The sequence below is a fragment of the Streptomyces sp. NPDC012935 genome (assembly GCF_042900345.1).
In the GTDB taxonomy this organism is placed as follows: Bacteria; Actinomycetota; Actinomycetes; order Streptomycetales; family Streptomycetaceae; genus Streptomyces.
In genome coordinates, this window is record NZ_JBIBBC010000006.1 from 129,541 (window position 1) to 149,837 (window position 20,297).

Sequence of the window (20,297 nt, forward strand, 5' to 3'; positions counted from 1 at the left end):
TGCGTGCTCTTCCGGCGGAGGGGGACCGGCCCGTGGATCTGGCGTACACGCCCGAGGAGGAGGAGTTCCGTGCCCGGTTGCGGGAGTGGCTGCGCGAGGCGCTGCCCACGCTGCCGCCGAAGCCGTCCCCCGGCGACTGGCCGGGGCGTCGCGCCTACGACCTCGGCTGGCAGCGCAGGCTCCATGACGCCGGGTACGGCGACGTGCACTGGGGCGCTTCGCCGACCGTACGGCTGATCTTCCTGGAGGAGACCGAGAAGGCGGGCGCGCCCTATGTGGGGGCGGGTTTCGTCGGGCTGCTGCACGCGGGGCCGACCGTCGCCGCCGAGGGGACGGCCGAGCAGCGGGCCCGCTGGCTGCCGCCGATCCTGCGCGGGGCCGAGGTCTGGTGCCAGGGTTTCAGCGAACCGGACGCCGGTTCCGACCTCGCGGCATTGCGCACGCGCGCGCGGAGGGACGGCGACGACTATGTGGTGAGCGGCTCGAAGATCTGGACCTCGCATGCCGAAGTGGCCGACTGGTGCGAACTGTTGGTGCGCACCGACCCAGAGGCGCCCAAGCACCGCGGGATCAGCTGGCTGGCCATGCCCATGGACGCGCCGGGCATCACCGTACGGCCGCTGCAGACCCTCGCAGGGTCGGCCGAGTTCGCCGAGATGTTCCTCGACGAGGTGCGGGTGCCGGTGGCCAACCGGGTCGGGGCCGAGAACGACGGCTGGCGCGTGACGATGGTGACCCTCTCCTTCGAGCGCGGCACGGCCTTCGTCGGCGAGGTCGTCGCCTGCCGGCGCGTGCTGCGCGAACTCGCCGCCGAGGCACGCAAGAACGGGAGCTGGGACGATCCGGCGCTCCGACGACGCCTGGGGCGGCTGAACGCCGAGTTCCGGGCGCTGTGGCGGCTGACGCAGTGGAACGTGAGCGAGGCGGAGCTGACCGGTGGGGTGCCCGGGGTCGGGGGTTCGGTTTTCAAACTCAGGTATTCGCACGCCCGTCAGGAGCTCTACGACGCGGCGGCCGACGTGCTGGGCCCGCAGTCGCTGGACCTGGACCGGCCGTGGGTGCTCGACCGGCTGTCCTCGCTGTCGTACACCATCGCCGCCGGCACCTCGCAGATCCAGCGGAACATCGTGGCCGAGCGGATCCTCGGACTGCCGAAGGGGCGGTGACGGATGCGTTTCCAACTGACCGAGGACCAGAAGGCGTTGCGCAACGGCGTGCGCGAGCTGCTGGCGCGCCGCTTCGGCCCGCAGCAGCTCAGGGCGGCCGTCGACGAGCCCGGCCGCCTGGACCGGGCGCTGTGGCGGGACCTGGGAGCGGCCGGGTTCTTCGCGCTACGGCTGCCGGAGGCGCAAGGCGGCGTCGGACTCGGTCTGCCCGAAGCGGTGTTGGCCTTCGAGGAGGCAGGGCGGACGCTGCTGCCCGGGCCCCTCGTGGCGACGCACCTCGCGGCCGGGACCGTGCCAGGAGCGGCCACCGGGGAGGCGGTGGTGGCGGCGGTCGGCAACGGGCTGGTGGAGTGGCTGGAGCAGGCGGACGCCGTGCGGGGCGATGCGGCGGGGGCCGTACCCCTGCGGTCGGTGGACCCGCTGACGCCCCTGCACCGGGTCTCCGGGGCCGCCGCCGTGGACCCCGTCGCCGTCCTCCTCACCGCGGCCGAGCAACTGGGCGGCGCCACACGCGCGTGCGAGCTGGCGGTGCAACACGCCCGGACGCGTGAGCAGTTCGGGCAGCCGATCGGAGCCTTCCAGGCGATCAAGCACCTGTGTGCGGAGATGCTCGTGCGCACCGAGACGGCCCGTGCCGCTGTCTACGCGGCGGCCGTCACGGCCGACCCGGCCGACGTCCACAGCGCACGGCTGCTCGCCGACGAGGCCGCGGTGCGCGGCGCCCGCGACTGTCTCCAGGTGCACGGCGGCATGGGGTTCACCTGGGAGTTCGAGCTCCACCTGTATCTCAAGCGCGCGTGGGTCCGGACTCACCGTGCGGGAGCCGCTACGGAGAGTGAGGAAACTCTGGCGGCCGAACTTCTCGCACAGCCGATCTAAGAGCCCCTGGACTGCGGCATCGCCGGCGGCGCCCGCGGGGATGTCGCGGATTGTGGCATACCGGAATTACGGAGCGTTGATATCGGGTTGTGTCCTACGTGTGACTCGTCACGGCCTGGAGTCAGCCGTCCGCTCCGGTACCTTGTGTGAGATGCGAGTGGTTCCGAGCACGAGCCATCCCGGAGTTGCCCTTGAGGCGGCCCCGGATCCGGCGGTGCTCGCCGCTGCTTGCGGGGCGGGAGGGCGCTCTGTCCCCGCCTGTTCGACTCCCCACGACAAGCGTCGCACAGTATGCCGCAGGGGTACTCCTTCGCGCTGGAATATGCCCGAAGCGCTTGTTGGGGTGACTGTACGTCAACCATGCTGTCAGCTAAGGGATTCACGTTCTGTGACCCTGGCTTTGGCCATTGTTCTGGCCATGAAAAGAATGGCTAGGATCGTGGCCCTCGTGAGGCGCGGGGCTATGTGTCCGCCGGTTCGGATGGTGTGAGCGGTGCAGGTGCTTCAAGTGCAGCTGGAGATCCGGCCCGATCCCGCTGAGGTGGGACGAGCCCGGCGCTGGGCCCGCTCGCGGCTCGCGGGGTCCGGGATAGAGGCCGACGAGCCGCTCGCCGAGACGCTGATCCTGCTCGTCTCCGAACTGGTCACCAACGCCGTGGTGCACACCGGCTGTCCGGCCGTGCTGCGGCTGTCGCTGCCGGGAGCGGCTCAGGACTGCGCGACCGTACGGCTCGAGGTGGCCGACCGCAGTGACCGTGCCCCCGTCCCCCGATGTGTCGACGGCGACGCGACGGGCGGCCGCGGCCTCGCGCTCGTCGACGGTCTCGCCGACCGGTGGGGCTGGAGCTCCGAGGGTGCCGGCAAGCGGATCTGGTGCGAACTGGACCGCGGTGCGCAGGCGCAGGGGGCGGCGTCCGCCTACGGGAGCGGGGCGTCGGCCTACGAAGGGCTCGCGTACGAAGCGGTGTGACGGCGCACATGGCTGCAATTGCGCCGGATCCGGTGCACGGTTGCAGAAGGTGCGATACCTCCAGCTCGGGGGAGCATTGATGCGCCCGGGCATGCTTCCATGCGCGTCTCCTGCAAATAGGGCGTAAGTAACAAATCGCCGACTGGGTGTTGACGCCGCGTGTTCGGTTGATCACGCTGGTGGTCAGCGATTCGCCGCGAGGGGACGACGAGGGCTTCGGTGACGGAGGCCCTTGCCGAGTGTGGGTCGTGATTCGGCGTCGGTTCTCCCGGGGGCCAGGAGGGCAGGGGCGGGCACGCCGGAGTCGGATGGCGGCGCGCGGTGCCGTGCTCGGGGCGGATGGGGGCACCTCCCGCTCGGGTGGAGCCGATTGGGGAAGCCGCGCCGCCAGCCGGCCTCGTCAGAGCATGGCCACGGGTGCGACCGGAGTCCCCGTGCCGCCGACGAAGGGCTCGGGCATCGCCGACAGCAGGAACGCGTGGCGGCCTTCTTGTCCACAGGCTGTGGACAACTCTTCGAGATTCCAGTTCTGACCCTGGAGCATCCCCATTTCCACCAGGTCCAGCGCATGCACAGGCAGCCACAAATCATCTTTCTCGGGCGGAAATATCTCAAACGTAAGGGTGTCGTTCGCGACGGCCGCCACATCGCGTGCGTGGAACCACTCCGGCGTACGGATCGACAGGCCGGGTGAGGGATAGCCGTACGCGTGCTTGTCGCCGGCGAGATAGACCTGGATCTGGCCCGTCCGTACGAGCACGATGTCGCCGGCGCGCACGCGCGTGCCCGCGAGTTCCTCGGCCGCGTCCAGGTCCTCCGGCGTGACCGCGTGCCCGCCGTCGAGTCGCGTGACGCCACGGGCGCGTGCCACGTCCAGCAGTACCCCGCGCGAGACGATGTGCCGCGCCTTGTCGATGCCGCTGAACTCGGCTCCGCCGTGCGGGGTGATGGTGCCGGCCGGACGGCCGTTGTAGAGGCGTCCCGAGTGCGAGACATGGGTGAGCGCGTCCCAGTGGGTGGCAGCCTGCAGGCCCATGGTCACGGCGTCGTCGCTGCAGGCGACGGTTCCCGGGCCGAAGATCTCCTGGTTGATCTGCACCATGGCGTGCAGCGGGTTGACGCGTCCGGGGATCATCCCGGTCTGCACGCCGTCCTGCTGAAGGGGTAGCGCGAGGGGGATGCGACGGCCCGTGCGGACGCAGGCGGCGGCCTCGCGGACCACCTCGTCGGTGATCAGGTTGAGGGTGCCGATCTCGTCTTCGGCCCCCCAACGGCCCCAGTTGTTCACGCGCTTGGCGATCTCGTGGAACGCGTCCGGCAGTGACATGAGTCCTCCCCGGGGGCTTGTCTCCGCGTATCTGACGGGTCGTAGAATCAAGTTGAATCTAACGGACCGTCAGAAACTGCGGGAAGGGGCCGGGGCATGGGGAACTTCTTGGCAGGCAAGGTCGTCGCCGTCACGGGCGCCGGGCGTGGCATCGGCCGGGCGGTCGCGATCGCGGCCGCCGCCCATGGCGCGCGGGTCGTCGTCAACGACTACGGGGTGTCGGTCGAGGGTGGCTCGCCCACGAGCGAGATCGCCGAGGCCGTCGTCAAGGAGATCGAGTCGGCCGGCGGGGAGGCGGTCGCCGTCGCCGACGACATCTCCACGATGGCGGGCGGGCAGCGGCTCGTCGACGTCGCGCTGTCGTCGTACGGACGCCTCGACGGTGTCGTCTGTGTCGCCGGGATTCTGCGTGAACGGATGCTGTTCAACATGACCGAGCAGGAGTGGGATCCGGTGATCGCCACTCATCTGAAGGGCACGTTCACGGTGTTCCGGGCCGCTTCGGCGGTGATGCGCGAGCAGCGGGCCGGGACGCTGATCGGGTTCACCAGCGGGAATCATCAGGGGTCGGTGTCGCAGGCCAACTACAGCGCGGCGAAGGGCGGGATCATCTCGCTGGTGCGCAGCGCCGCACTGGGCCTGCACCGGTACGGCGTGACCGCGAACGCGGTGGCGCCGGTGGCTCGTACGCGGATGTCGGCCGGGGTTCCCACGGAGCTGGCGGAGATCGGGGAGCCGGAGGACGTGGCGGCCCTGGTGGTCTACCTGCTCTCGGACGGGGCGCGGGAGCAGGGGGTCACCGGGCAGGTCTACACGGTCGCCGGGCCGAAGATCGCGGTGTGGGCGCAGCCGCGGGAGCTGCGCTCGGCGTATGCGGTGGAGGGCTGGACGCCGGAGCGGATCGCGGAGGTGCTGCCGGGGTCGGTGGGCGTGGACCCGATGCCGATGCTGGAGCGGGTGCAGGAGATGCGGCGGGCCGCGGCTCAGGGATCGCGGCCCAACGCCTGAGAGCTCGGGGCCGAGAGCCGCATGGCGGCCGCGCGTGGTGTGTGGCTTGTCGTGCCCGCGCGGCAAAGCCGCACGTCGATACAGCCCCGCGCCCCCAGAGGAAGGGCGTGGTTCCTGGCCGGAAACTACAAGGAGACCCCTATGGACTTCGGGTTCGCGGCGGAGGACCAAGCGTTTCGTGCGGAAGCGCGGGCGTGGCTCGACGAGTACGCCAAGGACGCTCAGGATCGCCGTAGCTGGGAAAGGGTGCTGGGCAAAGCAGGTTGGATCGGGCTCGGTTGGAACGAGGGCGGATACGGCAACCGGAGCGCCACCCTCACCCAGCAGGTCGTCTGGGCCGAGGAGTACGCGCGGTCGGGGGCGCCGGCGCGGTCCGGGCACATCGGGGAGAAGCTTCTGGCGCCCACGCTGCTCGCGCATGGGACCGAGGAGCACAAGGGGCGCTTTCTGCCGGCCATCGCGGCCGGGGACGAGCTGTGGTGTCAGGGGTACAGCGAACCGGGCGCCGGGTCGGATCTCGCGGGGATCCGGACCAAGGCCGAGCTCGGGTCGGACGGGGCGTACCGCGTCACCGGGCAGAAGATCTGGACGTCTCTGGCTCACGAGGCCGACTGGTGTTTCGTGCTAGCCCGTACGGATCCCGAGTCGACTCGTCATCACGGGCTGACGTTTCTTCTCGTGCCCATGGACCAGCCGGGGCGTATCGAGGTGCGGCCCATTCGGCAGATGACGGGGACCAGCGATTTCAATGAGGTGTTCTTCGACGGGGCACACGCGCGCGTGGAGCACGTCGTCGGGGGAGAGGGCGGTGGCTGGCGGGTCGCGATGAGCCTGCTCGGGTTCGAGCGGGGTGTGTCGATGCTGGCCCAGCAGGTCGGGTTCGCCGCGGAGTTGCGGCGGGTGGTGCGGGCGGCCGTGGACTCGGGGGCGGTCGAGGATCCCGTGGTGCGTGAGCGGCTCGTGCGGCAGTGGGCCGAGCTGCGCGTGATGCGGTGGAACGCCTTGCGCACCCTGGGGCGGTCCGGGGACGCGGGGGCGCCCAGCGTGGCCAAGTTGTTGTGGGGTGGCTGGCATCAGCGGCTCGGGGAGCTGGCGGTGCTGGTGCGGGGCGCGGCCGCCGGGGTCGGGCCCGGGGACTGGTCGTCCTCGGCGCCGTACGAACTCGACGAGGCGCAGCAGCTGTTCCTCTTCTCCCGGGCCGACACCATCTACGGCGGATCGGATCAGGTTCAGCGCACGATCATCGCCGAGCGCGTGCTCGGTCTGCCCAGGGAGCCCAAGGGGGTCGTTTGATGCGCGGTGTGCTGTTCGACGGCAAGCAGGTGCAGGTCGTGGACGATCTGGAGGTGCGGGAACCGGGGCCCGGCGAGGTGCTGGTCGCGATCTCGGCGGCGGGGCTGTGCCACAGCGATCTGTCCGTGGTGGACGGGACCATACCTTTCCCGGTTCCTGTGGTGCTGGGCCATGAGGGCGCGGGAGTCGTGGAAGCGGTGGGTGTGGGCGTCTCCCATGTCGAGCCCGGGGATCATGTGGCTCTGTCCACCCTCGCCAACTGCGGTACGTGCGCGGAGTGCGACCGGGGGCGGCCGACGATGTGCCGGCAGGCGATCGGGCGCCCGGGGCGGCCGTTCCGGCGGGGTGAGCAGGCGGTGTTCCAGTTCGCGTCCAACTCCGCCTTCGCCGAACGGACCGTGGTGAAGGCCGTACAGGTCGTTCGTATCCCGAAGGACATTCCCATGCCCTCGGCCGCGCTCATCGGGTGCGGGGTGCTGACGGGCGTGGGTGCCGTGCTCAACCGGGCGAAGGTGGACCGCGGGGACAGCGTGCTCGTGATCGGTACCGGCGGTATCGGCCTCAATGTCCTTCAGGGCGCGCGGATCGCGGGCGCGCTGCGGATCGTCGCCGTGGATGCCAATCCGGCGAAGGAGGCGGTGGCGCGGCAGTTCGGGGCGACCGACTTCCTGACCTCGACGGAGGGCGTGCGGGAACTGCTGCCGACGGGGGCGGACCATGCCTTCGAGTGCGTGGGGCGGGTGGAGCTCGTCCGGCAGGCCGTCGACCTGCTCGACCGGCACGGGCAGGCCGTGCTGCTGGGGGTTCCGCCGGCCGGTGCCGAGGCCTCCTTCGTCGTGTCCTCCATGTACCTCGACAAGTCCATCCTGGGCTGCCGGTACGGGTCGTCCAGGCCACAGCGGGACATCGCGCTGTACGCCGAGCTGTACCGGGACGGCCGGCTGCTCCTTGACGAGCTGGTGACGCAGACGTATCCGGTCGAGGAGTTCGAGAGGGCGGCGGCGGATGCGGAGGCGGGGAAGGTCGCGCGGGGGGTGCTCACGTTTTGAATCCCGGTCCGTGCGGTGCGGTTTGCGTGCGCGGGGCCCGATGCCGGCGGGCATGGCGGGCATGGCGGTCGGAGCGGGCATGGCGGTCGGAGCGGGGGCCGGGGCGTTCCTGTACGGACTCAGATCGTGGCCGGGGCGGCTGCGTACGCGCAGTGTGGTGCTGATGTGTGTCATGTCGGTCTTCGTGACCCTCGCGGCGCTGGTACCGGGCGCCGCCGGGATCGCGATGGCCCTCGTCCTCGCGGGCACGGTCCAGGCGGGTGCGCTGATCACCCGCCATCTGTCCCTGCGCGACGCCCTGCTGCCGGGCGCACTGGCCGCGGGCTACTCCGTGATGTACGCGGCCGCCGGCGCGGGATACGCGGCGACGGATTCCCTCGCCGGCGGCCTGCTCCAGGTGGCGACGCCGCCCATGGCGATCGTGGCCGGCGTGGCGCTGACCCTACTCCTGACGGCGCTCGGCTGGTGGGGGGTTGGGGGGGGAGAGACGCGGCGGGACGGCTCAAGTGCCGCTGATGGCATGCACGTCGGTCTGGCTCCCGGCCCGGAAGGTGCGGCGATAGCTGGTGGGTGTGACGCCGAGCGCCGTCTGTAGGTGCTGGCGCATCGACTGGGCTGTTCCGAAGCCGGCCTCGGCGGCCACCTGGTCGACGGAGAGGTCGGTGGACTCCAGGAGGTACCGGGCGCGTTCGACGCGCTGCTGGGTGAGCCACTGGCCGGGGCTGACGCCTACCTCCTCGCGGAAGCGGCGCGTGAACGTCCGTACGGACATGGACTCCTGCTCGGCCATGTCGCGCAGTTGGAGCGGTTCGTGGAGGCGGCCCAGCGCCCATGCCCGGGCGTTGGTCGTCGACGCCTGCTGCGGGTCGGGGACCGGGCGGTGGATGTACTGGGCCTGGCCGCCGTCCCGATGGGGCGGAACGACCGTGCGGCGGGCCACGTCGTTGGCGATCGCCGCGCCGTGGTCGCGGCGGACCATGTGCAGGCACAGGTCGATCCCGGCCGCGACGCCGGCCGAGGTCAACACGTCGCCCTCGTCGATGAACAGGACGTCCGCGTCGACCTTGATCTTCGGGAACAGCCGCTGGAAACGGGCGGCGTCGGCCCAGTGCGTGGTGGCAGGGCGGCCGTCGAGCAGGCCCGCTGCGGCAAGGACGTAGACGCCGGTGCAGATGGAGGCGAGCCGGGTGCCGGGGCGGATGTGGGCGAGCGCGGCGGCCAGCTCGTCGGTGAGGACGCCCTCTTCGAAGACCGGGCCGAGCTCGTACGACGCCGGGATGATCACGGTGTCGGCGGTGGCCAGCGCCTCCGGGCCGCTGCCCACCTGGATGTCGAAGTCGGCGTCCGTCCTGACGGGGCCGGGCGGCCGGATCGAGCAGGTGACGACCTCGTACAGGAGCCGTCCCTCGGCGTCCTTGGGGCGGCCGAAGATGCGGTGCGGAATGCCCAGCTCGAAGGGGAGCAGCCCGTCCAGCGCGAGGACGGCCACGCGATGCGGTCGGAACTCCGGCTCACTGCTCATGGCCCGATCCTAACGAATGCTGTCCTTCGGGCCAATGGATCCGCGGCGGCGCAGGCCCGAAGCTGGCTGTCGTGACGCAGACAACCGAAGCCGCCACCGTCGACCAGTCCCTGCCGAGGCCCCGCCGTAACCGTATTCACCGTGCCTGGTTCGTCGCCGCCGTCGCCTTCGTGACGATCATCGGGGCCGCCGCCTTCCGCTCCGTACCGGGGCTGCTCATCGACCCGCTGCACGAGGACTTCGGCTGGTCGCGCGGCACGATCGGGGCCGCCGTCTCCATCAACCTGGCCCTGTACGGCCTGACCGCCCCCTTCGCCGCCGCCCTGATGGACCGCTTCGGCATGCGTCGTGTGGTCGCGGTCGCGCTCACCATGATCGCTATCGGCTCGGGCCTGACGGTATGGATGACGGCCGCCTGGCAACTGATGCTGTGCTGGGGCCTGCTGGTGGGTCTCGGTACCGGTTCGATGGCGCTGGCCTTCGCCGCGACGGTCACCAACCGCTGGTTCACCGAGCGGCGAGGTCTGGTCACCGGCATCCTCACCGCCGCCTCGGCCTCCGGCCAGCTGATCTTCCTGCCCGTGCTGGCCGTGATGGTCGATGCGGGCAACTGGCGCCCGGCCGCCGTCACGGTCGCCCTCGCGGCCCTCGTGGTGGTCCCGTTCGTCTGGCTGCTGCTGCGCGACCACCCGGCCGACGTGGGCGTGGCGCCGTACGGCGCGAAGGAGTTCGTGCCCAAGCCGCCCCCCGCCCTGGGCGCCGCGCGCCGGGCGGTGACGGTGCTCTTCTCGGCGGCCCGCACCGGCCCCTTCTGGCTGCTCGCCGGCACCTTCGCGATCTGCGGTGCCTCCACCAACGGCCTCATCCAGACCCACTTCGTGCCCGCCGCCCACGACCACGGCATGCCCGTCCCGGCCGCCGCCTCGCTGCTCGCGGTCATCGGCGTGTTCGACGTGGTCGGTACGATCGCCTCCGGCTGGCTCACCGACCGCTTCGAGTCGCGCCGACTGCTCGCGGTCTACTACGCCCTGCGCGGCATCTCACTGCTGTTCCTGCCGATGCTGCTTTCCGCTACGGTCCACCCGTCGATGCTCTTCTTCATCGTCTTCTACGGCCTCGACTGGGTCGCCACCGTCCCGCCCACCGTCGCCCTGTGCCGGGAGCACTACGGCGAGGACAGCGCCATCGTCTTCGGCTGGGTCCTCGCCTCCCACCAGATCGGTGCCGCGCTGGTGGCCTTCCTCGGCGGGGTCGCGCGGGACGTCTTCGGGAGGTACGACATGGTCTGGTACGCCTCGGGCGCGCTGTGCGCGGCGGCGGCGCTGATGGCACTGGTGATCCGGCGACGGCCGGTGACGCCGGTGGTGGCGGGGGCGTGACGGCTTCGCCGGGGGTGGCGGTGGCCTGACAGCTGGGTCGGTGGCGGTACGACGGCCGCCGGGTGCGGCGGTCTGGCTGTGCGGCGGTGCGGCTGTGCGGCCTAGAGGAACCGCCCCTTGTGGAACAGCAGCGGTGCCTCGTCGCCGTCGCTCGCCCCCAGTGCGTCCACCCGTCCTACGACGATGAGGTGGTCGCCGCCCGTGTGGACCGCGTGGATCGTGCAGTCGATCCACGCGAGCGTGCCTGCGAGGCGGGGTGAGCCGGACACGGGGGCCGCGTCGTACGTGACCCCGGCGAACTTGTCCGTGCCGCTCATCGCGAAGGCGCGGCACAACTCGCCCTGGCCGGCGCTCAGGACGTTCACGCAGAAGACGCCCGCGCGGGCGATGCGCGGCCACGTCGTAGACGTACGGCCGACCATGAAGGCGACCAGGGGCGGGTCGAGGGAGAGGGAGGAGAAGGACTGGCAGGCGAAACCGGCGGGGGCGGCGCTGCGAGGGGTGTCGGCGCTGACTTGTGGATCGGTGGCGGTGGCGGTGGCGGGTGCCGTGACAACGGCCACCCCCGACGCGAAGTTCCCGAGCACCCGCCGGAACTCCGCCTGCGGGACCGGTGCCCGCTCGTCCTCGCCGACACAGCGCAGCGCCGGGCGCGGCAGCGCCTCTACGGGCGGAGCGTCGGCCGACCTGAGGTAGCGGACGGCTGCGGCGGCCATTCCTGCGTGTCCCATCACGACGCCCATTGAAACTGACGGAGCGTCAGATTGGAAGGGGTGTGCGAGGGGGAACGGCCGCACCTTTCGCGCCTTATCGACCCCTGAACTCGGCGCTCCTGCGCTCCGCGAAACTCGCCACCCCTTCCCGGGCATCCTCCGTCGTCATGTTGATCTCCTGCGCGGCTGCCTCCGCCGCGAAGGCGGTGGTGCGGTCGGCGTCCAGGGAGGCGTTGACGAGCTGCTTGGTGAGGGCGAGGGCGCGGGTCGGACCGGTGGCCAGGCGGGCCGCCCAGTCCCTTGCCGTCTTGTCCAACTCCGCGTCGGGCACGACCCGGTTGACGAGGCCGAGCCGTTCCGCGTCGGCGGCGGTGAGCGCGTCTCCGAAGAACATCAGCTCCTTCGCCCGCTGCGGGCCGACGAGACGGGGGAGGAGATAGGCGCCGCCGCCGTCGGGGACGAGTCCGCGTCGCACGAACACCTCGATGAACTTGGCGGACTCGGCGGCCAGTACGAGATCGCAGGCGAACGCGAGGTGCGCGCCGAGCCCCGCCGCCGTGCCGTTCACCGCTGCGATCACCGGCTTCTCGCAGTCGAGCACCGCCGAGATCAGCCGCTGGGCGCCGAGGCGGATCGTGCGGGCGACATCGCCGGGGACCCGTTCCCCGGCCGTCGACCCGCCCCGCAGATCCGCGCCGGCGCAGAAGCCACGGCCCGTTCCGGTCAGTACGACGGCCCGTATGTCGGGGTCCGCGGAGGCTTCGGTGAGCAGTGCGATGATGCGTTCTCGCTGGTCAGGGGTGATGGCGTTGAGGGCTTCGGGGCGATTGAGGGTGATGCGGCAGACCTGGTTGTCAGTGGCGTGCTGTACCAATGAATCGACGGGATTTCCGGGCACACGGGGGGAATCGGACATGTTCATCTCATTGTCGGCGGTGATGCGGTCGGCGGTGATGCGGTCGGCCGTGATGCGGTCGGTATTCATGCGCTCCGAATTCCTGCGGTCCGAATTCATGCGCTCCGAATTCCTGCGGTCCGAATTCATGTCAGCGGCACACCACCAGCGCGTCCAGGGCCACCGCGCCCTGCCCCCTGGGCAGCACCATCAGCGGATTGATGTCGAGCTCCGCGAGGTCGTCCCCGAGTTCCAGCGCCATGCGCTGCACCCGCAGGACGACTTCCACGAGCGCGTCGAGGTCCGCCGGGGGCCGCCCCCTGACCCCGTCGAGGAGGGCCCGCCCGCGCAGTTCGGCGCACATGTCCCGGGCATGCTCCTCCCCGAAGGGCGGCACACGTACGGCGGTGTCGCCCAGTACCTCCACGAGCACCCCGCCCAGCCCGACCGTCACGGTCGGTCCGAACAGCTCGTCGTGCGTGGCGCCCACGACCATCTCGACGCCCCGCTCGACCATCTGGCAGACCAGGACACCGTCCAGGGAGACGTCCTCGTAGCGGGCGATGTCGGTCAACTCGCGGTAGGCGTCCCGGACCTGGCTGGCGGAGGTCAGCCCGATCTTGACGAGGCCGAGCTCGGTCTTGTGGGCGATCCGCGCGCCGGACGCCTTCATCACCACCGGGTAGCCCACCAGTCCCGCGGCCCGTACGGCCGCCGCCGCGCTGGTCACCAACTGCTCGCGCGGGACACGGATCCCGTACGCCCGCAGCAGCTGCTTCGCCGCGTGCTCGCTCAGCTGCTCGCCCGGGCGTATCAGTGCCTGCGCCTTGCGGAAGGACGGCGAGGGCATGCGCGGGGCCTCGTCGAAGGGGGAGCGGTAGCCGGTGACGAAGCGGTGGTGGTCGAGGTAGGCGCGGACGGCGGTGATGCAGTTCGCCACCGTCCGGAAGGTGGCCACGCGCGAGGAGCCGAGCAGGACCTCGCGGTAGGCCGGCTCGGTGCCGACCGGCGACCCCCACACCACGCACACCAGCTTGTCCGTCCGCTCGGCGGCGTCCACCAGGTCCTGGACGAGCCGGTCGCTGAGCGGCGGGAAGGGCCCGGTGACCGGGCAGATCAGGACACCGACCTGCGGGTCGTCGAGGATCGCGTCGATGATCTTCCGGCCGCGCCAGTCCCCGACCGGATGCCCGCCGTTGTCGACCGGGTTGGCCACGTTCAGGTACTCGGGTATCCACTGGTGCAGCTCGGCCTGCCTGGCCTCCGACAGCACGGGCAGGGGCAGTCCCGCCTCGGTCGCCAGGTCGGCGAAGTGCGCGCCCGTGCCGCCCGAGATCGAATAGACGACGACGCCGTCGGCGCGGGGCGGCCGTGCGCGGGCCAACAGGGTCGCGGTGTCCTGGAGTTCGTCCAGACCGTCGACCCGGATCACCCCGTACTGCCGCATCGCCGCGTCCACCACCGCGTCCGCGCCGGTCAGCTTGCCGGTGTGTGAGGCGGCCGTGCGGGCGCCGGTCTCGGTGCGGCCCACCTTGACGGCGACGACCGGCACCTTGCGGCGGGCGGCGCGATCGGCGGCGAGGAGGAAGGAGCGCCCGTCCTTGAGGCCCTCGACGTAGCAGGCGATGGCACCCACGTCGGGCTGCTCGGCGAAGTAGGAGATGAAGTCGGCCGTCTCCAGGTCGGCCTCGTTGCCGGTGGGCGCCCAGTGGGTCAGACGGATGCCGAGTTCCTGGAGGGCGAAGACGGGACGGCCCTGGTGGCCGGACTGGGTGATCAGGGCGATCGCGGGACCCTCCAGGTCGTCCCGGAACCGCTCGAATGCGTTGAGGTTGGTGTTGGGGCCCAGCAGCCGCATGCCGGACCGTTCGACGGCGGCGGTGAGCCGGTCCTGAGCGGCGGCGCCCTCCTCACCGGTCTCCGCGAACCCGGAGGCGAAGACGACCGCGAACTTCACCTTGGCCTCGGCCAGTTCCTCGACCACCGGCAGGGGGTCGGCGACCAGCAGCACGGCGAGATCGATCTGCTCGGGCAGGTCGGCGACGGAAGGGAAGCAGGGGATGCCGAAGACGGAAGCGCGGCTCGGATGCACCGGGTGGAGCCGGGCGCCGACCCGCTCGGACCAGGCGATCAGCTGGCGGGTGACACCGGTGTTCGGTCGGCCCTCGGCGTCCGAGGCACCGATCACGGCGACCGACTCCGGACGGAAGAAGCGACCCATATCGGGCACGTCGGAGTACAGCGGACGGCCGCTGACGTCGAGATCGTCGACCTCGGCCGGCCGGCCGTGGACGGCGGGCCCGGGCTGCTCGCCACAGGCGATGACCCGGGCCCGGCGGGAGTCGGTGGTGAGGGTGCCGTGGGTTGATCCAAGCATCGGTCCACCCGCTTCTGTGTGACAGCGATTAACTGACGCTGTGTCAGATTAAAGGAACTGACACCCTGTCAGGAACGGCTGTGCACACAAAGTTGGACGGCGATACCGCAGGCGTCGGCGTTCGGACCGGCTCACAGCACCGCCAGCACCTCCTTCGCCACCCGCTCTCCCGACCGCACCGCCCCGTCCATGAAGCCCATCCAGTGTGTGGAGGTCTCCGTCCCGGCCCAGTGGATGCCGCCGACGGGCTCGCGCAGGGCGGGGCCGTACTGGGTCAGGACTCCGGGGGCGGCGATGGAGACGGGACCGCCGCGGGTGTAGGCCTCGTTGTTCCAGCGTTGCAGCACGAAGGAGGTGGGGGAGGCCGCTTTCTCGCCGAAGTACGTCGTGTAGTCCTTCAGCACGGCCGCCCGGACCTCCGCCTCGCTCGCCGCGTCCAGCTTGCGCGCCTCGTCGGCCTCGATGAAGCCCATCAGGGCGCCGTAGGAGGCGTCGGGCGGGGAGTTGTCGAAGGTGGAGCTGATGACGCCGGCGTCGCTGACCACCTGGCCGTTGAAGCCGTCGGCACGCCAGAACGGGGTGTCGTAGATCGCGATCGCCTTGCCGACCGAGGCCATCGGCAGGCGCTGGGTGAGCTTGTCGCGGGCGGCGGGGAGGAGGGGTGCGTAGGTGATGCGGGCGGCGAGCGGCGGGGGTACGGCGACGACGACCTTCCTGGCCGTGACGGTGAGGCCGTCGGCCGTGACGACGTAACTACCGCCGGACCGGGCGATCGTGCGCACCGGGGCGCTCAGTACCACCCGGTCGCCGAGGGCGGCGGCGAGCTTGGCCGGTATCAGTTGTGAGCCGCCGACGAAGCGCAGTTCCTGGGCGCCGTTCGCGGTCTCGGTGAGGCGTTCCAGGGTGCCGGGGGCGGACGCGTTTCCGGCGGCGGCGATGTAGAAGAGGACGAACAGGAAGGAGAGTTCACGGGGCTCGGCCGAGAAGATCGACGTACAGGCCACGTCGAAGAGGAACTTGGCCGACGGAATGACCGCGTTGGCGCGCAGCCAGGTCTCGAAGGTCTGCCGGTCCCATTCGTCGGCCTTCGGCGCCGTCCAGGGCGCGTCGACCGGGATCTTTTTGGCCAGGTCGTTGAGCGTGGCCTGCACGATGGCGGCGTTCGCGAGGCCGGCCGCGTCGATGGGCGGGACCGCGCCGAGGATGCCGTCGGTGGCGTAGGGGGTCTTCCTGCCGTCCTTGTGGAGGAGGTTGTTGCCGGTGTTGTAGGTGGTGAAGGTGTCCACGCCGAGGGAGTCGGCGAGGGCCTTGATGCGGTCCTGGGTGGGGCCGATGAACTCACCGCCGCCCTCGGTCACGCCCCCGCCCGCCAGATCGAGGCCCATCACCCGGCCGCCCACGCGGTCGCGGGCCTCCAGGACGGCGATCGACTTGCCGGCCGCCACCAGATCGCGGGCCGCGGTGAGACCGGCCAGGCCGGCGCCGACGATCGCGACATCCACGTCGCGGGTGGCCGCCCAGGCCGTACCGGCGCCGGTCGCGGTGAGAGTCACGGCACCGGCTGCGGCTGCCGCGCCGCCGAGGACGGAACGCCGGGAGAGCTTGCGGGCCTTGACGGTCTTGGGGGACTTAGGGCCTTGGGCCTTGGGGGACTTGAGGGCGGGGGAAGTCCCGGAAACCCGGGGGAGTTGTCTTTCGCTTGCCACGTGCGTCCTCCGTCGTAGCGAGAGGGAGTGGAGCCGAAAAGGTGAACAGGGCTCACATTCTGGCTCCGTGCGGTGGCGCGGTACAGCCCCGTGCGTCACTTATGACTCTCGAGTAACGCGGGACTTGGTAAGGGAGTTGAGACGCCCGACGGGACAGGACGCAGGGCGCAGGGTCAGACCGGCAGCCGGGAGACCCGTCGGCCGCCATCCCCGTCACCGTCGGCGCCGCGGGCGACGGCCTTCGCGATCTTCTGCGCGTCGATCGCCATCTCGCGGAGGTTGCCGCTGATGGGGTTGGTGTAGCCGGTGAAGTACAGGCCGGGGGCGCCCGCGGGGGTCCGGGCGCCCTGGACGACGGGCTTGCCGCGTGCGTCGAGGACGTCGAGGTGGCCCACGATGCCCTCCAGGGCACGGACGTAGCCGGTAGCCGCGATGACGGCGTCCGGCGAGACGCGGGTGCCGTCGGCGAGGAGGACCTTCCCGTCCTCGAAGCCGTCGACGGCGGCCACGATCTCGATGCGGCCCTTGCGTACGGCGTCGATGAGGCCGACGTCGAGGACCGGGATCGCGCCTTCCTTGGCCCGGCTGTAGAGCCCGGTCTCGGGGCGCGGCAGCCCCTGGGCCGACAGGTCCGGCACGCTCAGCTTCGCCACGGGCTTGGCGAGCCGGTCGACGAGCCCGACCGGCAGCCGCCGTACGAGGATGCTGGTGCGCTGGGCGGGCCACCCGGCGGTGGAGCGGCGCACGATGTGCGGCACCGTACGCACGGCCAGCCGCACCCGCGAGGCGCCGCCCTCCACCAGGTCCACGGCGATCTCGGCACCGGTGTTGCCGATGCCGACGACCAGGACGTCGCGGTCGGCGTAGGGCGCCGGGTTGCGGTACTCGCCGGCGTGCAGGAACTCACCGCCGTAGGTGTCCAGGCCGGGCCAGTCCGGGATGCGCGGGGTGTGGTTGTGGCCGGTGGCCACGACGACGGCGGCGCCGGTCAGTTCACGGCCGCCGGTGGCGTGCAGGAGCCAGCCGGAGCCGTCGGGGGCGGGCTCGACGCGGGAGACCTCGACGCCGGTGACGATCTCCAGGTCGTGGAACTCCGCGTACTTCTCCAGGTAGAGCGACACGTCGTCCCGGGCCACCCAACGCCCGAACCGACGCGGCATCGGCAGCCCGGGCAAGCCCGACAGCCGTCGGGTGGTGTGCAGATGGAGCCGGTCGTAGTGGCGTCGCCAGGAGGCGCCGACCCGGTCCGACTTCTCCAGCACCACCGCACGCAGTCCCCGGGCACGCAGCGCATGCGCGACGGAGAGTCCGCCGGGGCCGCCGCCGATGACGTAGACGGGGCGGTCCGTGGGGGTCGGGGACGCTATGGAGTCGGCCATGTTCGGGAGCGTAATCACGCAGCCCGTTGATGGGTCTCGGTCAAGACCGGAATTGGTTGCGGATCGATCACGGCTGTAGGAGGGGTGGGTGGGATCTGTGGCGTAGGTCTCCCGGTTGTGGGGGTGGGGTGGGGGCGCATGGCGGGACGCCGAGCCCTCGCGGCAGGCGGGGGCTCGGCGTCCTGGGGCGGTGGCCGGAGTCATGACGGGAGACCGGTACCGCGCGAGGGGCCGGCTGTCCGGCCTCGAAAAGGCTGCTCGAAGGGTTACCCGAAAGGGTTGGCTGAGAGGGCTGCCCGAGGGGGCTCTGCTTCAGCGGCTATCCGGCGGACCGCTTGCCCTTGTAGCCGCTGATCCTGGCGATCCACTCGATGAAGTCGCCCGGGTCCGAGTTGGCGCCGTGGCCCTCGTCCCAGTAGTAGAGGTGGCTGACGTCGTCGCCGAGGGTGTGTGCGGCGGCGGCGAGGTTGGCGGAGACCGTGTGGGAGGTGTCGGAGTCCTTGGTGCCGAGGCGGATCCACCAGTGCTTGGAGCGGTGCGGGTTGGGCTTCGCGACCAGGAAGGGCATCGGGTTCATCAGCCGCAGCGTGTCGGGGATGTCGCTCGGCACCCGCTTGCTGCTCAGGCCCGTGCTGTCGTTCTTGGCGCCGTAGGCCGTGAAGTGGCGGGCCTGGGTGGTGCCGAGGCCGAAGAGGTTGTTCTCGCCCGTCGACAGGTCGAACGCGTCGAAGGACGGCGCGGTCTTCTTGCGGGCGCCGACGTGGGTGAGGAAGTCGGCCCAGGAGAAGGCCGCCCTGCCGCCGGACCAGGTGATGAAGGTGTTGGAGGAGAGGTACGACTCGCGGTCCGCGGTCGACAGGGCCGCCAGGTACTTGGTCGCCGACGGCTCCAAGTACTGCTTGACCAGGTACTCGTCGTAGTTGCGGGCCGTGAGCGTGCCGAAGCCGCCGAGGCCCCTCAGCTTCAGGGCCGCCTGGTACTCGGCGAACTGCGAACGCAGCTCCTTCGACACCGTCTGGTCGACCTTGGATCCGGAACTCGTGGCGTTGGAGCCCCAGTTCCACTCGTAGGCGCCGTCGGCGTGCTCCAGGTCGGTGATCGGGCACCAGGCGCCGGTCGCGAAGATGGCGTCGCTCGCGTCGGCCGCGCCGATCTCCTCGAGGTGCTTGTCGTAGAGCGGGCTGTCGCCGGACGCGCCGAGCAGGGAGGACAGGGCGCCGCCCGCGCTGGTGCCGGAGGAGACGATGCGGTCGACGTTGCCGGGGATGCGGCCCTTGTTGAACCGCACGTACCGGACGGCGGCCTTGACGTCGACGATCGCCGCGGGGGCGACGCCGTAGTACTCGCCGGCGGTGTTCTTGAGCGTACGGCCGCGGGCGCCGGGCTCGACGACGACGTAGCCGGCCGCGAGCGCCAGCTTCGGGAGGCTGACCATCGCGCCCTGCGCGTTCACCATGCCGTTGCCGCCCGAGGCGACCTCACCGGAGGCCGACGCCGAGGAGCTCGGCGACGCGGAGGCGCTCGGCGACGCGGAGGCACCTGGCGCGCCGCCGCCGGGCATGCCGGTCATGCCGCCCCCGCCCACGCCCGTCGCGTCCGCGACCGACGACGGCATGTAGCCGCCGACCGAGTTCGCGAACAGGATCGGGACGCGTGTGGCGTCGACGGCCGTACCGTCGATCTTCACGGGGACGCTCACGTTCAGGCTCTGGTACTTCTCGTCGACCGGCTTCGCGACGTAGGTGATCGCCTTGTAGAAGCGGTACTCCACGTCGTGCTCGGCCCCGTCGGCGTCCGTGATGGTCGTCGTCAGGGTCGAGTAGGCGTCCTTGTCGAAGACCAGGGCGTCGGACGAGGACGACCCCGCGGACCCCGACGCGTTCGTACCGTTCGTGCTGCTCGATCCACTCGACCCGCTCGCCCCGCTTGACGCCTGCGCGGTCAGTGCGATGCCCCCGACCGCCGCGACCCCGGCGGTCGCGCCGATCCCCACGACCACGCTCCTGCGCTTGACTGCCCTGTGCCTCACGTCCGGCTCCCTCGGCTCACTCGGTGTCCTCGGCTTGCGTCTGTGAACCTAGCCGGACTGTGGACAAGATTGCCAACAATCTGTGGGACTCATCCGGGATGCACAGGCGATTGTCAGGCTCCTCTTATCTGACGTACCGTCAGATCCATGGACGCGATCTGGCTCACAGGTGCGGAATGGCTGGCCGTGCTCCGAATAGGCCTCGGGCTGTGGTGGCTGGAGAGCTGGCGGCACAAGGACAAGAAGAGCTGGTTCGAGGGGGCGGGGATCTCCTGGGCGGCGGACGTGGCGGCCAAGCACCGCTGGAACGCCGTGCGGTCCGGCTTCACGGCCGTCGTGTCACCCCGGCCGCGGACGATGGCGTACGTGGTGCTGTACGCGGAGCTCGCCCTCGGGCTCGGGCTCATCCTCGGGTTCCTGACCCCGATCGCCCTCGTCGGCGGGCTGCTGCTCAACGTCCTCTACTTCACCCTCATGATCCACGACTGGGGCGAGCAGGGGCAGAACTCGATGATGGCGCTGATCTCGGTGGTCGCGCTGTTCGGGGTGTCGTGGCAGTCGTGGTCGGTGGACAGCGCGCTGGGGCTGTTCTGATGAGGGAGCTC

Annotated in this window: 17 protein-coding genes; 9 read left to right on the top strand and 8 right to left on the bottom strand. The window is 70.9% G+C overall.

What is annotated here, in order from left to right:
• Positions 1–32 precede the first annotated feature (32 nt).
• The 3 genes from ACFY5C_RS17010 (at position 33) to ACFY5C_RS17020 (ending at position 3,015) form a co-directional block, all read left to right on the top strand.
• Positions 33–1,166, top strand: a complete 1,134-nt coding sequence (locus tag ACFY5C_RS17010; protein ID WP_389445022.1) for an acyl-CoA dehydrogenase family protein — start codon at positions 33–35, stop codon at positions 1,164–1,166.
• A gap of 3 nt (positions 1,167–1,169) precedes the next feature.
• Complete coding sequence (locus ACFY5C_RS17015; RefSeq protein WP_389445023.1) at positions 1,170–2,045, top strand: acyl-CoA dehydrogenase family protein; 876 nt, start codon at positions 1,170–1,172, stop codon at positions 2,043–2,045.
• 493 nt (positions 2,046–2,538) lie between these two features.
• Positions 2,539–3,015 (top strand): ATP-binding protein, encoded by a 477-nt coding sequence (locus ACFY5C_RS17020; RefSeq protein ID WP_389445024.1) that lies wholly within the window; start codon positions 2,539–2,541, stop codon positions 3,013–3,015.
• A gap of 400 nt (positions 3,016–3,415) precedes the next feature.
• Here the strand turns inward: ACFY5C_RS17020 and ACFY5C_RS17025 are convergent, their stop codons facing one another.
• Positions 3,416–4,342 (bottom strand): cyclase family protein, encoded by a 927-nt coding sequence (locus ACFY5C_RS17025; protein ID WP_389445026.1) that lies wholly within the window; start codon positions 4,340–4,342, stop codon positions 3,416–3,418.
• 96 nt (positions 4,343–4,438) lie between these two features.
• Here ACFY5C_RS17025 and ACFY5C_RS17030 point away from each other — a divergent pair, with 96 nt between their 5' ends.
• From ACFY5C_RS17030 to ACFY5C_RS17045, 4 genes are all read left to right on the top strand, one after another.
• A complete protein-coding gene (locus ACFY5C_RS17030; RefSeq protein ID WP_389445028.1) occupies positions 4,439–5,350 on the top strand; it encodes an SDR family NAD(P)-dependent oxidoreductase in 912 nt (303 codons plus the stop codon).
• Between the two features lie 141 nt (positions 5,351–5,491).
• Positions 5,492–6,643 (top strand): acyl-CoA dehydrogenase family protein, encoded by a 1,152-nt coding sequence (locus ACFY5C_RS17035; RefSeq protein ID WP_389445029.1) that lies wholly within the window; start codon positions 5,492–5,494, stop codon positions 6,641–6,643.
• Positions 6,643–7,692: a Zn-dependent alcohol dehydrogenase gene (locus ACFY5C_RS17040; protein ID WP_389445031.1), complete on the top strand. Its 1,050-nt coding sequence runs from the start codon at positions 6,643–6,645 to the stop codon at positions 7,690–7,692. Before ACFY5C_RS17035 ends, ACFY5C_RS17040 begins: the two co-directional genes overlap by 1 nt.
• A gap of 61 nt (positions 7,693–7,753) precedes the next feature.
• Positions 7,754–8,287 (top strand): hypothetical protein, encoded by a 534-nt coding sequence (locus ACFY5C_RS17045; protein WP_389445032.1) that lies wholly within the window; start codon positions 7,754–7,756, stop codon positions 8,285–8,287.
• Here the strand turns inward: ACFY5C_RS17045 and ACFY5C_RS17050 are convergent.
• Complete coding sequence (locus ACFY5C_RS17050; protein ID WP_389445034.1) at positions 8,195–9,214, bottom strand: GlxA family transcriptional regulator; 1,020 nt, start codon at positions 9,212–9,214, stop codon at positions 8,195–8,197. The two genes, ACFY5C_RS17045 and ACFY5C_RS17050, sit on opposite strands and share 93 nt — an antisense overlap.
• A gap of 71 nt (positions 9,215–9,285) precedes the next feature.
• Between ACFY5C_RS17050 and ACFY5C_RS17055 the strand changes: the two genes are divergently transcribed.
• Entirely contained in the window at positions 9,286–10,593 is a 1,308-nt protein-coding gene (locus tag ACFY5C_RS17055) for an MFS transporter (RefSeq protein WP_389445035.1), read from the top strand.
• 101 nt (positions 10,594–10,694) lie between these two features.
• Here the strand turns inward: ACFY5C_RS17055 and ACFY5C_RS17060 are convergent, their stop codons facing one another.
• The 6 genes from ACFY5C_RS17060 to ACFY5C_RS17085 form a co-directional block, all read right to left on the bottom strand.
• Positions 10,695–11,324, bottom strand: coding sequence for a flavin reductase family protein (locus ACFY5C_RS17060; RefSeq protein WP_389445453.1), 630 nt, complete (start codon positions 11,322–11,324; stop codon positions 10,695–10,697).
• A 76-nt stretch (positions 11,325–11,400) separates the two neighbouring features.
• Positions 11,401–12,222 (bottom strand): enoyl-CoA hydratase/isomerase family protein, encoded by an 822-nt coding sequence (locus ACFY5C_RS17065; protein ID WP_389445455.1) that lies wholly within the window; start codon positions 12,220–12,222, stop codon positions 11,401–11,403.
• Between the two features lie 130 nt (positions 12,223–12,352).
• Positions 12,353–14,578 (bottom strand): acetate--CoA ligase family protein, encoded by a 2,226-nt coding sequence (locus ACFY5C_RS17070; protein ID WP_389445037.1) that lies wholly within the window; start codon positions 14,576–14,578, stop codon positions 12,353–12,355.
• A gap of 131 nt (positions 14,579–14,709) precedes the next feature.
• Complete coding sequence (locus ACFY5C_RS17075; protein WP_389445456.1) at positions 14,710–16,131, bottom strand: flavin monoamine oxidase family protein; 1,422 nt, start codon at positions 16,129–16,131, stop codon at positions 14,710–14,712.
• A 326-nt stretch (positions 16,132–16,457) separates the two neighbouring features.
• Positions 16,458–17,663 carry a flavin-containing monooxygenase gene (locus ACFY5C_RS17080; RefSeq protein WP_389445039.1) on the bottom strand — a complete coding sequence of 402 codons (1,206 nt, stop codon included), beginning with the start codon at positions 17,661–17,663 and terminating at the stop codon, positions 16,458–16,460.
• A 319-nt stretch (positions 17,664–17,982) separates the two neighbouring features.
• Positions 17,983–19,692, bottom strand: a complete 1,710-nt coding sequence (locus tag ACFY5C_RS17085) for a subtype B tannase (RefSeq protein WP_389445041.1) — start codon at positions 19,690–19,692, stop codon at positions 17,983–17,985.
• A gap of 147 nt (positions 19,693–19,839) precedes the next feature.
• Here ACFY5C_RS17085 and ACFY5C_RS17090 point away from each other — a divergent pair, with 147 nt between their 5' ends.
• On the top strand, positions 19,840–20,286 hold the full coding sequence (locus ACFY5C_RS17090) for a DoxX family protein (RefSeq protein WP_389445042.1): 447 nt from the start codon (positions 19,840–19,842) through the stop codon (positions 20,284–20,286).
• Positions 20,287–20,297 lie beyond the last annotated feature (11 nt).

Coding starts and splice junctions, on each gene's coding strand:
- ACFY5C_RS17025 (WP_389445026.1), bottom strand. CDS start 4,342: ATGTCACTGCCGGACGCGTTCCACGAGATCGCCAAGCGCGTGAACAAC.
- ACFY5C_RS17090 (WP_389445042.1), top strand. CDS start 19,840: ATGGACGCGATCTGGCTCACAGGTGCGGAATGGCTGGCCGTGCTCCGA.
- ACFY5C_RS17080 (WP_389445039.1), bottom strand. CDS start 17,663: ATGGCCGACTCCATAGCGTCCCCGACCCCCACGGACCGCCCCGTCTAC.
- ACFY5C_RS17035 (WP_389445029.1), top strand. CDS start 5,492: ATGGACTTCGGGTTCGCGGCGGAGGACCAAGCGTTTCGTGCGGAAGCG.
- ACFY5C_RS17015 (WP_389445023.1), top strand. CDS start 1,170: ATGCGTTTCCAACTGACCGAGGACCAGAAGGCGTTGCGCAACGGCGTG.
- ACFY5C_RS17050 (WP_389445034.1), bottom strand. CDS start 9,214: ATGAGCAGTGAGCCGGAGTTCCGACCGCATCGCGTGGCCGTCCTCGCG.
- ACFY5C_RS17065 (WP_389445455.1), bottom strand. CDS start 12,222: ATGTCCGATTCCCCCCGTGTGCCCGGAAATCCCGTCGATTCATTGGTA.
- ACFY5C_RS17030 (WP_389445028.1), top strand. CDS start 4,439: ATGGGGAACTTCTTGGCAGGCAAGGTCGTCGCCGTCACGGGCGCCGGG.
- ACFY5C_RS17070 (WP_389445037.1), bottom strand. CDS start 14,578: ATGCTTGGATCAACCCACGGCACCCTCACCACCGACTCCCGCCGGGCC.
- ACFY5C_RS17060 (WP_389445453.1), bottom strand. CDS start 11,324: ATGGGACACGCAGGAATGGCCGCCGCAGCCGTCCGCTACCTCAGGTCG.
- ACFY5C_RS17040 (WP_389445031.1), top strand. CDS start 6,643: ATGCGCGGTGTGCTGTTCGACGGCAAGCAGGTGCAGGTCGTGGACGAT.
- ACFY5C_RS17045 (WP_389445032.1), top strand. CDS start 7,754: ATGGCGGTCGGAGCGGGCATGGCGGTCGGAGCGGGGGCCGGGGCGTTC.